The sequence below is a fragment of the Rhizobium sp. rho-13.1 genome (genome assembly GCF_007000305.1).
Lineage (GTDB): Bacteria > Pseudomonadota > Alphaproteobacteria > Rhizobiales > Rhizobiaceae > Rhizobium > Rhizobium rhododendri.
In genome coordinates, this window is the sequence record NZ_SCFL01000001.1 from 58288 (window position 1) to 72830 (window position 14543).

Annotated in this window: 16 protein-coding genes; 5 read left to right on the forward strand and 11 right to left on the reverse strand. The window is 60.6% G+C overall.

Going from position 1 to position 14543, the window contains the following annotated elements; genetic code table 11:
• Positions 1–169 precede the first annotated feature (169 nt).
• Positions 170–598: a 50S ribosomal protein L17 gene (gene rplQ, locus EQW76_RS00375; RefSeq protein ID WP_111220701.1), complete on the forward strand. Its 429-nt coding sequence runs from the start codon at positions 170–172 to the stop codon at positions 596–598.
• Between the two features lie 83 nt (positions 599–681).
• On the opposite strand, the gene EQW76_RS00380 is transcribed toward rplQ, so the two are convergent.
• Complete coding sequence (locus EQW76_RS00380) at positions 682–1524, reverse strand: DUF817 domain-containing protein (RefSeq protein ID WP_142823566.1); 843 nt, start codon at positions 1522–1524, stop codon at positions 682–684.
• A 225-nt stretch (positions 1525–1749) separates the two neighbouring features.
• Here EQW76_RS00380 and EQW76_RS00385 point away from each other — a divergent pair, with 225 nt between their 5' ends.
• Positions 1750–2124, forward strand: a complete 375-nt coding sequence (locus EQW76_RS00385; RefSeq protein WP_142822291.1) for a DUF2809 domain-containing protein — start codon at positions 1750–1752, stop codon at positions 2122–2124.
• 16 nt (positions 2125–2140) lie between these two features.
• Here the strand turns inward: EQW76_RS00385 and msrQ are convergent, their stop codons facing one another.
• Together msrQ and msrP are read right to left on the reverse strand one after the other, a co-directional pair.
• Complete coding sequence (gene msrQ / locus EQW76_RS00390; protein ID WP_142822292.1) at positions 2141–2779, reverse strand: protein-methionine-sulfoxide reductase heme-binding subunit MsrQ; 639 nt, start codon at positions 2777–2779, stop codon at positions 2141–2143.
• Positions 2779–3726, reverse strand: a complete 948-nt coding sequence (gene msrP, locus EQW76_RS00395; RefSeq protein ID WP_142822293.1) for a protein-methionine-sulfoxide reductase catalytic subunit MsrP — start codon at positions 3724–3726, stop codon at positions 2779–2781. Before msrP ends, msrQ begins: the two co-directional genes overlap by 1 nt.
• A 381-nt stretch (positions 3727–4107) precedes the next feature.
• On the opposite strand from msrP, the gene ilvD reads away from it, so the two are divergent.
• Positions 4108–5946 carry a dihydroxy-acid dehydratase gene (gene ilvD / locus EQW76_RS00400; RefSeq protein ID WP_142822294.1) on the forward strand — a complete coding sequence of 613 codons (1839 nt, stop codon included), beginning with the start codon at positions 4108–4110 and terminating at the stop codon, positions 5944–5946.
• A gap of 117 nt (positions 5947–6063) precedes the next feature.
• Here ilvD and EQW76_RS00405 read toward each other — a convergent pair whose 3' ends face one another.
• Positions 6064–6453, reverse strand: a complete 390-nt coding sequence (locus EQW76_RS00405) for a lysozyme inhibitor LprI family protein (protein WP_142822295.1) — start codon at positions 6451–6453, stop codon at positions 6064–6066.
• 232 nt (positions 6454–6685) lie between these two features.
• Here EQW76_RS00405 and EQW76_RS00410 point away from each other — a divergent pair, with 232 nt between their 5' ends.
• Together EQW76_RS00410 and EQW76_RS00415 are read left to right on the forward strand one after the other, a co-directional pair.
• Entirely contained in the window at positions 6686–8089 is a 1404-nt protein-coding gene (locus EQW76_RS00410) for a DegQ family serine endoprotease (RefSeq protein ID WP_142822296.1), read from the forward strand.
• A complete protein-coding gene (locus tag EQW76_RS00415) occupies positions 8086–9402 on the forward strand; it encodes a replication-associated recombination protein A (protein ID WP_142822297.1) in 1317 nt (438 codons plus the stop codon). Before EQW76_RS00410 ends, EQW76_RS00415 begins: the two co-directional genes overlap by 4 nt.
• 15 nt (positions 9403–9417) lie before the next feature.
• Here EQW76_RS00415 and EQW76_RS00420 read toward each other — a convergent pair whose 3' ends face one another.
• From EQW76_RS00420 to EQW76_RS00450, 7 genes are all read right to left on the reverse strand, one after another.
• Positions 9418–9735, reverse strand: a complete 318-nt coding sequence (locus tag EQW76_RS00420) for a DUF1883 domain-containing protein (protein ID WP_142823567.1) — start codon at positions 9733–9735, stop codon at positions 9418–9420.
• Positions 9736–9828: 93 nt separating this feature from the next.
• Positions 9829–10119 (reverse strand): hypothetical protein, encoded by a 291-nt coding sequence (locus EQW76_RS00425; protein WP_111220708.1) that lies wholly within the window; start codon positions 10117–10119, stop codon positions 9829–9831.
• Between the two features lie 127 nt (positions 10120–10246).
• Positions 10247–11215 carry a 4-hydroxy-tetrahydrodipicolinate synthase gene (dapA, locus tag EQW76_RS00430; protein ID WP_142822298.1) on the reverse strand — a complete coding sequence of 323 codons (969 nt, stop codon included), beginning with the start codon at positions 11213–11215 and terminating at the stop codon, positions 10247–10249.
• A 307-nt stretch (positions 11216–11522) separates the two neighbouring features.
• Entirely contained in the window at positions 11523–12539 is a 1017-nt protein-coding gene (locus EQW76_RS00435) for a 2-dehydropantoate 2-reductase (protein ID WP_142822299.1), read from the reverse strand.
• A gap of 109 nt (positions 12540–12648) precedes the next feature.
• Positions 12649–12825 carry a DUF3309 family protein gene (locus EQW76_RS00440; RefSeq protein WP_202617120.1) on the reverse strand — a complete coding sequence of 59 codons (177 nt, stop codon included), beginning with the start codon at positions 12823–12825 and terminating at the stop codon, positions 12649–12651.
• Between the two features lie 172 nt (positions 12826–12997).
• Positions 12998–13243: a DUF982 domain-containing protein gene (locus EQW76_RS00445; RefSeq protein WP_142822300.1), complete on the reverse strand. Its 246-nt coding sequence runs from the start codon at positions 13241–13243 to the stop codon at positions 12998–13000.
• 202 nt (positions 13244–13445) lie between these two features.
• Positions 13446–14465: a DUF4105 domain-containing protein gene (locus EQW76_RS00450; RefSeq protein WP_244616882.1), complete on the reverse strand. Its 1020-nt coding sequence runs from the start codon at positions 14463–14465 to the stop codon at positions 13446–13448.
• Between the last annotated feature and the right edge of the window lie 78 nt (positions 14466–14543).

A 14543-nucleotide genomic window follows, 5' to 3' on the forward strand; every position in this document is an offset into this window, starting at 1 on the left:
CGTGAGGCAAAGTGTGTCGCGGATTTCCGCCGGCACGCCGATCGCAGAGAACAATAAGTAAAGGCAGGATGACTGCCTTTCCCCGTCAAACAGCAGGCATATCGCCTGCATGTGCCAGGAAACGGCAGGCCCAAAATCAAAGGGCACCTGCGATTTAAGGAGAATAGCAATGCGCCATGGTATGGTAGGCCGCAAGCTGAATAGAACTGCAAGTCACCGCAAGGCAATGTTTGCCAACATGGCGGCTTCGCTCATCCTGCATGAGCAGATCACCACGACCTTGCCGAAGGCAAAGGAAATCCGCCCGATCGTTGAAAAGCTGGTCACGCTCGGCAAGCGCGGCGACCTGCACGCTCGTCGTCAGGCCATCTCGCAGATCCGCGACGTCGCTGTCGTATCGAAGCTGTTCGATGCAATCGCTACCCGTTACGCCACCCGCAACGGCGGCTACCTTCGCATCATGAAGGCTGGCTTCCGCATGGGTGACAATGCCGCCATGGCCGTCGTCGAGTTCGTCGACCGCGACATCGCTGCCAAGGGCGCCGGCGACAAGGCCCGCGTTGCAGCCGAAGAAGCTGCCGAAGCTGCTGCCGCTTAAGCGGTAAAAGCCTCATCAATCAAAAGGCCGGACGAGCAATCGTCCGGCTTTTTTGCGTTGTGGCGGGCGTGTGATGGAGAAGGCTATTCGGGTATGTGGATATCTTCCCTGATATGCCTGAGATAGACAACGATGGTGAACGTCATGATGACGACGAGCGACCATGAACTCCATATGCCAATGTTGACAGCGGACCACTCGCCGAGTTGGCTCGGATAGCGCCATATCCCGAAGAAGGTGCTGAAATTTTCGAAAAGCCAGACGAAGAAGCCGATCAGGGCAAAAGCCAACAGAAGGGGCATCCGCCGGTCCCGATCATACGGGCGGAACGTGACTGAAGTCCGCGAATAAAGTCCAATCGTACACGCGGCAATGTACCAGCGATAGTCGGCGATGTAGTGGTGTGTGAAGAAGTTCAGGTAAATTGCCAGCGAGAGCACAGCTGCCATCCAGTATGGTGGATGATGCCTAACTCGTAGTGCGAGGAGGCGCCACGCCTGTATTACGTAACTGCCTACGGCAGCGTACATGAATCCGGAAAACAATGGCACGCCGAACAGCTTGCTATAGGCAAAGTCCGGATATGCCCATGAATGGATGCTGCTCGATGTTTTGAAGACCTCGAGAGCGAAACCGATAACGTAAAAGAAGCAGATCGCCTTCAACTCATCAATGCTTTCCAGTTTGCTGGCGACCATCCAGAACTGGATGGACAAGGCAACCAGCAGCAGCACGTCATATCGGGGAATATGAAAAATGCCGCCGCGCGGGACTGTGAAGATGGCCAAGAAAAAGAGGCCAGCAAAGAGACATGCACGTGCTTCCTTGATACCAAAATAGACGAGTTCTATGAGAAAGCGCTTGGTTCCCCTCAGATGCGGCGCTGCACGTATTTCGATGAGATGCCTGTCGATGGCCGGAAGCAGTCTTCGGAGGGGCACGGCGTTTGAATTCCTGAAATTAACTCGATGGCTGTGAGCTGTTTCCGCAAATACGGTGAGCGGCAGACCAGCATGCGGCTGGGCTGTCGGCTTGCCAAATCGAAATGTGAGCTATAGGTGCGACGAACCCATTAACATCGCGGTGGAGCGGCCGAAGTGCTCGCATTTTTTCGAGGTCACTCACCAGGGAGCAGGGCAGCCCGTCTTGCAATGGGAATTGCCATCATTGCTGCAGGTCTGGCGTTGCGGCGATATGGCTATGGGCTTAACCTTCCGTTCGTGGTCGTGAAGTATGGCGGCTCGGCACTGTGGGGCGCGATGGTTTATTTCCTGATCGCAGTGCTTGCACCAAACTCGAGACGGGCAAGCATTGCTTGCGCGGCGATGGTGATCTCCACCGCCGTCGAGTTGTTCAGACTCTACCATACACCGCCTCTTGATGCGTTCAGGTTGACTGCTGGCGGTGCCCTGCTTCTCGGACGCGTGTTTTCCCTAACCAATATAATTGTCTACGGCATCGGCATCGTCGCCGCATCTGCGTTCGACAGATTTCTGGCAGCCCGCAGTCCTATCTTGCCAAAGTAGAGAAGCCTCTGCTGCCTCAGGCAGCCACCGCCCTCTGCCGCGTTCCGCGTCGTCGTTGCATCATGATTGGCCGGTAGGACCTGTAGAGGATCATCACTATCAGGAGGCCGATATAGACGTACTGCTCGAGCGAAAGCACCTTGGTCGATAGTGCGAAGTGGAGAGCGCCACAGACGGCGATGATGTAGACGAGCCGGTGCAGCCAGATCCAGTTCTTGCCCATCTGCCGTATCGAGTACCTGTTCGAGGTCACGGCCAGCGCGATCAGCATCACCAGCCCTGCCATGCCGAACATGATGAAGGGTCGCTTCAGGATGTCGCCGAGGATGGCGTCGAGCATCAGCGCCTGGTCGAGGATGGTGTAGACCAGAAAATGCATCACGACATAATAGAAGCAGAGCAGCCCCAGGGCGCGGCGGTAGCGCAGCCAGTTCCAGCCGACGAGGTCGCGGAGCGGGGTGATCGCGAGCGTCAGGATCAGGAAGCGGATGGCCCAGAGGCCGAGGAAAAGCTCGAAGGTCTTGGTCGGATCGGCGCCAAGATTGCCGGTGGCGCCAAGGTAGAATGCGTAGGCGGCGGGAAGAAGTCCGACGACGTAAAGCAGCCAGACGGAGGCTGGCTGGAAGCGTTTCGGCAGCGCGAGGGACAGGACCATTAGTAGTTCGCCTTAAGATCCATGCCGGCGTAGAGGCTTGCCACCTGGTCGGCATAGCCGTTGAAGGGCAGGGTGGGGTGGCGGCTGGAGGAGAAGAAGCCGCCTTCGCCGATCCTGCGCTCGGTCGCCTGGCTCCAGCGGGGGTGATCGACCGCCGGGTTGACGTTGGCATAAAAACCGTATTCGCCGGGGTTGGAGACCTGCCAGGTGTTCATCGGCTGCTTGTCGGTGAGCGTGATGCGGACGATCGACTTGATGCCCTTGAAGCCGTATTTCCACGGAACCACCAGGCGTATCGGCGCACCGTTCTGGTTGGGCAGCGTCTCGCCATAGAGCCCGACGGCAAGCAGCGCCAGCGGGTTGCGCGCTTCGTCCAGCCGCAGTCCTTCGACATAGGGCCAGTTCAGGGACTGGAAGCTGCCGGATTGGCCGGGCATCTCGGACGGCCGGACGATGGTCTCGAAGGCGACGTATTTCGCGCTGCCCAGCGGCTCCACCATGTCGAGCAGCTTGGATAGCTGGAAACCGTCCCAGGGTATGACCATGGACCATGCCTCGACGCACCGCATCCGGTACACACGCTCTTCTGGAGGAAAGGCCTTGATCAGCGCGTCGATGTCGAGGGTCTGCGGCTTGCCCACCATGCCATCGACGGTGATCGTCCACGGGCGCGGCTTGAATTTGCCGGAGTTGGCGGCGGGATCGGCCTTGTCCGTGCCGAATTCGTAGAAGTTGTTGTAGGTCGTGACATCCTTCTTCGGCGTCAGCTTTTCATCGACCTTGTAGTCGGTCTTCGACGCTGCCAGCGCTTCCGCCATGGCTGTGGTGCCACCGGCGATCGACAGGCCGGCGCCTGCTGCTGTCGCCAGGAAGGCGCGGCGGCCTAGATAGGTCTGGCGAGGCGTGATCTCGGAGGCGGCAATCTTGGGCGGTTGGTAGGTGGCCATGGGTAAAATCCTCGATGAGATGACGGTATCGATGGTGATACGCAGAAATACCGACGTAAGTTACAAATAGGCCCGCTTTTTTTTGGGAAAAGAAGCCAATTTATTGTGTTCGACCTAAATGTTGAGGTGTCATCGGCAAACGTCATGCATCTGTTCGATATTTTGGTCGCGGCCTCGTCCGGGAATAACCGGGATCGCTGATGGCGAGGATATTGCGAGGGGGCATGCCCTTGCAGCGTACCGGATTCGGCTTACCTGATAGTGACAGTCCGCACCGATTGATTTACGACAATTCTAAAAAGCAGGGGCTTGCCGGTCCGTCTGGCGGAATAGGTCTGCCGCAAGCAATGCCCGTAACTGCAGGACGTCGAGGATAACACCATGCCAGCCTACCGTTCGAGAACCACCACCCACGGCCGCAACATGGCCGGTGCCCGCGGCCTGTGGCGCGCAACAGGCATGAAGGACAGCGATTTCGGCAAGCCTATCATTGCCGTCGTCAACTCCTTCACGCAGTTCGTTCCCGGCCACGTGCACTTGAAGGATCTTGGCCAGCTGGTGGCGCGCGAAATCGAAGCGGCCGGCGGCGTAGCCAAGGAATTCAACACCATTGCCGTCGACGACGGGATCGCCATGGGCCATGACGGCATGCTCTATTCGCTGCCATCGCGTGAGCTGATCGCCGACAGCGTCGAATACATGGTCAACGCCCATTGCGCCGATGCCATGGTCTGCATTTCGAATTGCGACAAGATCACCCCGGGCATGCTGATGGCTTCGCTCCGCCTCAACATCCCAACCGTCTTCGTCTCCGGCGGCCCGATGGAAGCCGGCAAGGTCACCATGCATGGCAAGACCGTATCGCTCGACCTCGTCGATGCGATGGTGGCTGCAGCCGACGACAAGATCAGCGACGAAGACGTCGCCGTCATCGAGCGCTCGGCCTGTCCGACCTGCGGCTCGTGCTCGGGCATGTTCACCGCCAACTCGATGAACTGCCTGACGGAAGCGCTCGGTCTCTCGTTGCCGGGCAATGGCTCGACGTTGGCCACCCATTCAGACCGCAAGGAGCTGTTCCTGGAAGCCGGCCGTCGTATCGTCGATCTCGCCAAACGCTACTACGAGAAGGACGATGTCACGGCACTGCCGCGCACCATCGCCTCCAAGGGCGCCTTCGAGAACGCCATGGCGCTCGACATCGCCATGGGCGGATCTACCAACACGGTCCTTCACATCCTGGCCGCAGCCCACGAGGGCGAGGTCGACTTCACGATGGACGACATCGACCGTCTGTCGCGCAAGGTGCCCTGCCTGTCGAAGGTCGCGCCGGCCAAGTCCGACGTTCACATGGAAGATGTGCATCGTGCCGGCGGTATCATGGCAATCCTCGGCGAGCTGGAACGTGCCGGCCTGCTGAATTCCGACCTGCCGACCATCCACGCGCCGACGCTCGGTGATGCGATCGCACAATGGGATATTGCCATCACCGCCAACCCGGCAGCACTGAAGCTGTTCAGTGCGGCTCCGGGTGGCGTGCCGACGCAGGTTGCCTTCAGCCAGAGTTCGCGCTGGGACGACCTCGACGTCGACCGCGAAAAGGGTGTCATCCGCAGCGCCGAGCATCCGTTCTCCAAGGATGGCGGCCTGGCTGTTCTCAAGGGCAATCTCGCCGTAGACGGATGCATCGTCAAAACGGCAGGCGTCGATGAAAGCATTCTGAAGTTCTCCGGCCCGGCCCGCGTCTTCGAAAGCCAGGATTCGTCGGTCAAGGCGATCCTTGCCAACGAGGTCAAGGCCGGCGATGTCGTTGTCATCCGTTACGAAGGTCCGAAGGGCGGTCCTGGCATGCAGGAGATGCTCTACCCAACCAGCTATCTGAAATCGAAAGGTCTGGGCAAAGCCTGCGCTCTCATCACCGATGGTCGTTTTTCGGGCGGCACGTCCGGCCTGTCTATCGGTCATGCGTCGCCGGAAGCTGCCAATGGCGGTACGATTGGCCTGGTGCGCGAAGGCGACATGATCGACATCGATATCCCGAACCGCTCCATCAGCCTGCGCGTCAGCGACGAGGAGCTCGCAGCCCGCCGCGCCCAGCAGGATGCACAGGGCTGGTTCCCGGTCGAGAAGCGCAAGCGCAACGTGACGACGGCGCTCAAGGCCTATGCCGCCTTTGCCACAAGCGCCGACAAGGGCGCGGTGCGCGATCTCAGCGGCCGTTAGATAAACAATTGGCCGCAGTTTTCACCGCGGCCGACATTCTTCTATGGAGGCCCTGCCATCGAAAACCTGGCAAGGGCTCTTTTATTCAAGGCGTCACCGCAACCGTGACCGTGCCGGTCAGTTCGGACGGGCGAGGTTCTTGTAGGCGACATCCAGCTGCTTCAGGCGGTCCTCGTAGGAGGTCTTCAAGCATGCCGCATCCGCGCCGCAGGCCTGGCGCTTCTTCAGCCAGGCGCTCTGTTCGTCCTGCAGCGTGCCGCGCGATCCCATGGCGAGAAGGCCGGAGATCAGCTCGAAGGTCGTGGCCATCTTGACGTCCGCATCGTTCAGGCTGCGAGTGTCGCAGATCATTTTCTCATCCGGCTGAAGCGTCTTGCCGTCGCAATCGAAGCTGGCGGCCTTTGCCGAGCCTAGCGGCGACAGGATCGGCAGCAAGCCGACAAGCGCTGCGCAAACTAGGTTGGCAGACCGGCGGCGGGTGGTGAGTGTCAGAGGCGAATGATCCATCTTTTGATTCCGATTTCAGAAAGTTATGGCGCTTGGTTGATGATGCACTTCCGCTCGAGAATCAGCCAGATGTGCACACTGCTGCACTCCTAACCCATTCCGGGCCGTTTTGTTCAAACCGCGTATGCGCAAAGCCTCCGGCTGGCTTGAAGTTCCATGATTGTGCCCTCTTTCCTTTCTAGCGTTCGCGGTTACAACGTTGCCTCCACAGACACTTTATAAAGGGTTCCCCATGCAAGGTTTGCTCAAACGCGCTGCGATCCCTATGCTCGCGCTCGTCGTCACGCTTCCCGCCCCGGTCTACGCCGAGACGGCCAAGGCCGTGCCGGAAAACAAGATGGAAATGCAGCTTTCCTTCTCGCCGCTGGTCAAGCAGACGGCTGGCTCGGTCGTCAATGTCTACGCGGAACGCGTCGTGCACCAGCAGTCTCCTTTCGCCGGGGATCCCTTCTTCCAGCAGTTCTTCGGTCAGCGCATGCCGAACCGCACCGAAAAGCAGACATCGCTGGGCTCCGGCGTCATCGTCGAGGCGAACGGTACGATCATCACCAACAACCACGTGGTCGATGGCGCCGACGACATCAAGATCGCCCTTTCAGATGGCCGCGAATTCCCCTGCAAGGTGGTCCTCAAGGATGACCGGGTCGATCTCGCCGTGCTGAAGATCGACACGAAAGAGCAGTTGCCGATGCTGCCGATCGGCAATTCCGATACGCTCGAGGTCGGCGACCTCGTGCTTGCCATCGGCAACCCCTTCGGCGTGGGCCAGACAGTAACCAGCGGTATCGTTTCGGCGCTTGCTCGCAACCAGGTGAAGAACGAGGTCGGGTTTTTCATCCAGACTGACGCTGCCATCAACCCCGGAAATTCCGGTGGGGCGCTGATAAACATGAAAGGCGAACTGATCGGCCTCAACACGGCGATCTTCTCGCAGAGCGGCGGGTCGAACGGCATCGGCTTCGCCATTCCCGCCAATCTCGTGCGCGTCTTCCTTGCTGCCGCCGATCGCGGTGACAAGAGTTTCGAGCGCCCTTACATCGGAGCCACCTTTGAGCCGGTGACCTCCGAAGTCGCCGATGCGCTCGGCCTGAAGCGGGTTCGCGGAGCCCTGATCACCAAGGTCACCGACAACGGTCCCGCCGCCGAGGCCGGTCTCAAGGCTGGCGAAGTCGTCACCGCCCTCAACGGCGTATCCGTCGAGCATCCCGATGCTCTCGGCTACCGTCTGACAACCGCCGGGCTCGGCGCGACGGTATCGCTGACCGTGCTCGACAACGGCAATGAGCGGGAAGCGAAAATGACGCTGGCAAGCGCTCCCGAAACGCAGCCGCGCGAGGAGAAGCTGATTACTGGCAGCAATCCCTTCTCCGGTGCGACAGTGGCCAACCTGTCGCCGCGCGTGGCGGATGAGTTGCACATGCCGACCGATACGGCCGCAGGCGTCGTTGTCGAAAAGCTGAAGGATGATTCCGCTGCTGCGCGTCTCGGCTTCCAGCCGAAGGACATCATTATCTCCGTCAATGGCACGCCGATCACCAACACAAAGAGCCTCGCGGCGATTGCTGCCAGCGAACCCGATATCTGGCGCGTGGAGATCGAGCGGGACGGTCAGCGCATCCGGCAATTCTTCCGATGAGCAATGACCTGTTTGCTCCGCAGATCCCGGCAGAGGTTGCCAGCAAGCGACCCTTGGCGGACCGTCTGCGGCCGCAGACGCTGGCCGAGGTCACCGGCCAGCAGCATCTGACGGGCGACGATGGCGTGCTCCGGCGGATGATCGAGAGCGGTTCGCTCGGATCGATGATTTTCTGGGGCCCGCCTGGCACCGGCAAAACCACGGTCGCAAGGCTGCTGTCGGGTGAGGCGGGTCTCGCCTTCGAGCAGATCTCGGCCATCTTCTCCGGCGTCGCAGATCTCAAGAAGATGTTCGAGACCGCCCGTATGAGGCGCATGGATGGCCGCCAGACCTTGCTGTTCGTCGACGAGATCCACCGTTTCAACCGTGCCCAGCAGGATAGCTTTCTGCCGGTCATGGAGGACGGCACCGTCATCCTGGTCGGTGCGACGACGGAAAACCCTTCCTTCGAACTGAACGCCGCTCTGCTGTCGCGCGCCCGCGTGCTGACGTTCCGTGCCCATGACGAGGACAGCCTGCGTGAACTGCTGCAGCGTGCCGAGCGGGTGGAGGCAAAGCCGCTACCGTTGACCGATGACGCCCGTGACAGCCTGATCAGGATGGCGGATGGCGATGGTCGTGCGGTGCTGACACTTGCCGAAGAAGTATGGCGGGCAGCGCGGGCGGACGAGGTCTTCGACACCGCAGCCCTGACAGAAATTGTCCAGCGCAGGGCGCCCGTCTACGACAAGGCGCAGGATGGGCATTACAATCTGATTTCAGCGCTGCACAAGTCGGTGCGTGGGTCGGACCCGGATGCGGCGCTCTATTACCTGGCACGAATGTTCGACGCCGGTGAGGATCCGCTCTATCTCGGACGACGCCTCGTGCGCATGGCGGTCGAGGATATCGGGCTGGCCGATCCGCAGGCTCTGGTCATCTGCAACGCCGCCAAGGACGCCTACGACTATCTGGGCTCGCCCGAGGGCGAACTGGCCTTCGCGCAGGCCTGCGTCTATCTGGCAACCGCACCGAAATCGAACGCGGTCTATACGGCTTTCAAGGCGGCGACGCGGGCAGCCAAGGAGAATGGTTCGCTGCTGCCGCCCAAGCATATCCTCAACGCCCCCACCAAGCTGATGCGCGGCGAGGGATATGGCGACGGCTATCGCTACGATCACGACGAGCCGGATGCCTTTTCAGGCCAGGATTACTTTCCCGAAAAACTCGGACGTCAGAAATTCTACGATCCACCCGAGCGGGGTTTTGAGCGCGATATCAAGAAGCGTCTGGAATGGTGGGCAAAGCTTCGCAAGGAGCGGGCCGGCGAGTGAACCGGGCGCCGTCGGCTACCCCGCTGCAGCCCTCTGAATGCGCGGCGCCAACGCCTTCTCGATGAGCTTGACGCTCGATTCGGCGAGGCCCTTGTGGCCTTCCATATCGACCACCAGATGCCAGTGGCCGGTCTCGGGAACGGTGAGGCGGATCGGTGACTTCTTGGCGACGCCACCGACGAACTGATGCTTGAGCGTCTCCTTGAAACGCTGGAAATTTCCACCTGTCATCAGCCTGACATTGGCGACGGCAGAGAGGGTGATTTCAATCGTCGTCTCTGCGCGCTGGTCGCCCAGATCGTAATGGGTGTAACGGAAGGCTGGCTTTGGCATCTCGGTCATCTCATGTCGCGTCCGACACCAAAATATCCACCAGGTGGTTAAGGAAGAATGGAGTCGGACGCGTTTCGAACCTATCAACGCAACTTAATGGCTAGTGAAGGACTTGATTTCCAACCCGTCGAAACCGAGCACGATATTTTCGGGCAACTGGCAGACTTCGGCAGGATTGCGGTCACATTCCTCGCGGGCAAAGTGAAGCGCTGCAGTCTCGTTGGCGAAGAGACCGCCGATACGTCCGAGGCGGTCCTGCACGATCCAGCCGCCGTGACCGTCGCGCCCGACCAGGAAGCGGGCAGCGGACGAAGCGGCAAGCGAGCCGGTCGAGCGACGTTGGAGCGGTTCGGCTTCGTCGCGTTGGGTATTGGAGCGGGGCATTGACATTCCTTTCAGGCATTTTTGTCTGGCATCGGCCGGTATTCTACCGGCGCTGCGCCACGGTTATGAATGTATGCCGGCAGGCATAGGGTTTCCATTTCGGGCGACAGCCCGGAATATTAAAATCTCATATCCTCATAGACCTGCCCTGGAGGTCGTGGACAACAGTGCAGGGCTTGTGCTCGAGGCCATGGAGCAGGGTCAGCGCGTCGCGGATAGCAGTCTCCGTCTCTGGCTCGACCGAGACCAGCGGCAAGCGTACCGCCGTGCTGACAGGCCTGCCGTCCAGATGCATCGCCTGTTTAAGGGTCGCGGGGATACTCTCGGCAGCAAGGGCCTGCCACAGCGGAAGCAAGCGCTGCTGCAGGCTGAGAGCGGCCGCGAGGTTACCGGCGGCGGCTTGGTGCTGGACAGCCGCGCTCATCTGCGGCGCGACGTTGGCAGCGTCAGAAAAGCAACCGGCACCGCCTGTCATCGCAAACCCGAGGGCTACGGCGTCATTGCTGGTATAGAGACCGACACGTCGCGGCAGCAACTCCGTCCACGCGCCGAGGCGGCCGATGTCTCCTCCACCGTCGCAGATGCCGATGACACTGCCGATTTCGCCAAGCCTTTCGATCGTAACCGACGTGAGGTCGATCCCTGCATGGGCTGGCCTGTTATCGATGATCAAAGGCAGATCGGTGGCGTCGGCAATGCTTTCGAAATGGGCAAGGATGCCCCGCTGCGTGGGCTTGGAATAATAGGGGACGGTTATCAGCGCCGCAGACGCACCGGCGTTGCGGGCCTGCCGGGTCGCTGCGATCGTCTTGGCGGTACAATTGCTGCCCGTCGTTGCAATGACCGGCACTTTGGCCGCTGCCGTCTCCACGCAGATAGCAATAACGGTCTGCCGTTCGTGATCCGACAGCACGGGACCTTCTCCGGCGAGGCCACAGACAGCAAGACCGTCGATGCCGCTGGCGATCTGCCAGGACACATGGTCCATCAACGCGTTGCTGTCGATGGCATCATCGCGAAAAGGGGTGATGAGCGATGTGATCGCGCCACCGATGCTCCGCTTGCGGGCGGCGCTGTCGAGATAAATCGTTCTCATGGGAATGACGCTCACAGATAGGAAAACAGGATGGCGATCTCGACGCTGCCGAGCACGATGCCGAAGACAAGCATGATCATTGCCGTACGGCGCGCCCGCAGGCGACGGCGGTTGGTCTGGCTCATGAGCAGGCAAGCCGATCTGGTTCGGCAGGGTCAGGCCGCTTGGGCCAGGTGGCGTGGGGCATGGTTCACCTCTGCAATCGATGCAGCGATGGTAATGCCGGGCTCCGTAGGAAAGCCATACGAGCCCGAGCGGCCGAGAATAAAGACTTCATAAAAATAGAGGCCGCGCGTGGCGACCGGGGTCAGCCTGAAGAGCGGCGATTTTCTCGGTCGAGCTGCGTGACGAGAGCGAGGATCGCCTCGGATGTCGGCGTCGGCACGCCTGAAAGGCGACCGCACGATACGACCATGCCGACGAGCGGCGTGATCTCCAGGGGCTTGCCGGCCAGCAGGTCCTGCAGCATGGATGTGCGGACATCGCCGATCTTCTTCGACTGCTCGAGCCGTTGCTCGACCGACATCGTGAAACTCGCGCCGAGCGCTTCGCCCACCGCCTTGACCTCCGTCATCACCTGCGAAACCATGTTGGCGAGCGCCGGGTCGGCCATGATGTCCGACATCCTCGCCCTCGTCAGTGCGCTGATCGGGTTGAAGGCCGCATTGCCCATCAGCTTGCTCCAGATCTCGTTGCGGATCAGGGGCGTCGTGCTGACATTGAGGCCGCCGGATGTCAGGAGGTGGGTAATCGCCTCGAGGTCGGCGGTGTTTTCGCCTGAGGGTTCGCCAAGCACGAAGCGACCGTCGTTGCTCAGATGGATTTCTCCGGGCGACGTGACTTCGGCGCCCTGGTAGGCAACGCAGCCAATCACCCGGTCGGGGCCAATCGAGCGCCACAGCGCGCCGCCGATGTCCAGTTCCTCGAACTGCGTCTCTGCATGCTTGCTCTGGGTGTCCCGATGAAAATACCACCAGGGTATGCCGTTCAGCACCATGACGACGCGGGTGGTGGCATGCATGAGGGAGCTGATACCTGCCGCTGCCGCGCCAAGCTGATGGCCTTTCAGGCCAGTGATGACAAGGTCCTGCGGCGCTAAAGTGCTGGCATCGTCCGTAGCATTCACCTGGACCGTCAGCGGTTCCGTTGCGCCGGCCGTCCAGAGCTTGAGCCCGTGTTGCCGGATGGCATCGAGATGAGCGCCGCGCGCTACGACGGAAACTGCGACATCCGCCAAGGCTCCGCTGGCCAGTCGCGTCGCGATGGCGCCTCCCAGCGCGCCGGCGCCATAAATGCAAACTGTCTTGATCGATGACGAGGGCATAGCAATCTCCGCGATCTCAGATGGACGTTTCGTATTGACAGCGCTCGCCGTGGCACCGATGCGCCAGACCCCGGACCTTTCGGCAAGGAGCCTGGCGCAACAATCAGGTTTAGACTGCGCCGCCGTGCAGGCCGCCAAGCAGCCACAAGACGATCAGGACGAGCAACACCAGGCCCAGCACGCCGCCGAGGCCACGTCCGCCGTAACGACCATGGGCATAATAACCGCCACCGCCACCCAACAACAAAACCAGAATTACGATGATCAGGATCGTTCCCACGGTGATCACTCCCTTGCTTAGCATCCCGACAAATCACACTAAAGCCAATGCTTTGAGAGGTCCGGTATGATCGGCCATATAGAACTGCAAAGCCGTTAGTCCATGGAGCCCTGCGACAATTCGACAATCTTGACATGCCGGCTTGGCCAGAGACGAACGTTGCTGTTTCACGGTTTGTCTACGGCTGGATGGCGATGCCGGCCTCGATAGCGGCGGCGATAAATGCCTTGCGGGCGTCCTCGTCGGTGCGTTTGCCTTGGCGCACTTCGGCGCAGATCAGTAGCGCCCGATCGAGCGCCGGACCGTCCTCCTGTGGCCAATCCTCGATCATTGCCCAGGATGCTGCCTGTGTCGTGGCGATAGTCACAAAGGTTTCCGGACCTTCGAGCGCAAGGGTAACCGGCTGTTTCCAGGGGGTGTCCATATTGCCGACCTTTTCATGATAGTTGCCGAAGGATCCCTCATAGGCGGGTTTGGGAACCTGTGCGAGCGCCTGATGGCAAATCTGAAGAATACAGCAGGTGCCGATGGTTAGCCGACTTTGCGGATTCAGACTGAGAGGTACGTGATTCAGGACTTGAAGGCGCTCACGAGGCCTGCGGTGTGCCACCAGGGACAATCCAGTCTCACGGGGTCTGGTCGGGCGGCAACGGCGCAGGCACGCCCTCCCGGATGTGGGCGGAGAACGCGGGCGACAGCCCGTCGGCCTTGGCCTTGTCGTCGATATGCGACAGTCGCTTCAGTTCTTCGAGCGGCAAACGCGTATCGAGAGCCTTCTGGTCGTAGGCATAATCCGGGACATAACCGTTGACGATGAGCCGCCAGTCGAAGGGCAGGGCGTCGCCCACAGCCCGCACCATCTGGATAACTGCCGTGGTGCAGTTGGTCGTCAGCGAGTTGTAGAATTTCGGCTTTTCGGCAAGCGCGTTGGCGTCGGCCACATGGGCCAGCAGCAGTGCCCGTGCTCCGGCCGGGGAGATATTCATCCGATAGAGCTGCACGTCCTCGCCGCGCACGTTCGAGCGCACGCCGACCACGTCGCGCTCGTCGGCGGCGATGATCACAAGTGGATTGCTCTTGAACAGGTCGGCGATCGGAGAGAAAGCTCCGCCCTTTCGGCGCCTGACCTCGATCGACCAAGCCAGTTGCCGCCCGTCGGCAAACCCGAAGCTGACGATCATGTGGGCCATCAGCGGCCCCGACCAGTAGGACATGAACAGGTCGACCGTCCTGACCGTGCCGAGATCGTAGCTTCTGCTCTCCCAGTGCGGGGTGAAATCTGTGTCGCTCCGCCAGTCGAACGCCCGCACATCGCTGAGCGTAAGCTGGTTACCCTCGATCCTGCCCGTAACCTGACGCGCCACATCGGGCGCCCAGTCTGCGGTGGACGGGGGCGTGATCGTTGTCCAGCAGGCAATAACAAGCACGGAGGCGACCGCGAATGCCGAAAGACATGAGGCTCGTCTGCGGCCGAACAGGCCAACGACCGTAGCAAGCCCGCCCAAGGCAAAGATACCGGCACAGACGGCGCGCCATACCTCTGGCAAGGGTAGACGATACCAGAGGGCCAGCGACGCCCATGCTGCGACGGCGACGACGAGCAGGATAAGCCCGAACAAAAGCAGGGCGCGGCCGATAGTCTTCAACGGTTTATTCCTCGCTACCGATGGGGTTTTTGCTGAGGAAAGTGGCACCGATGTGGAGTTCGGCAACAGGGTGCGCAG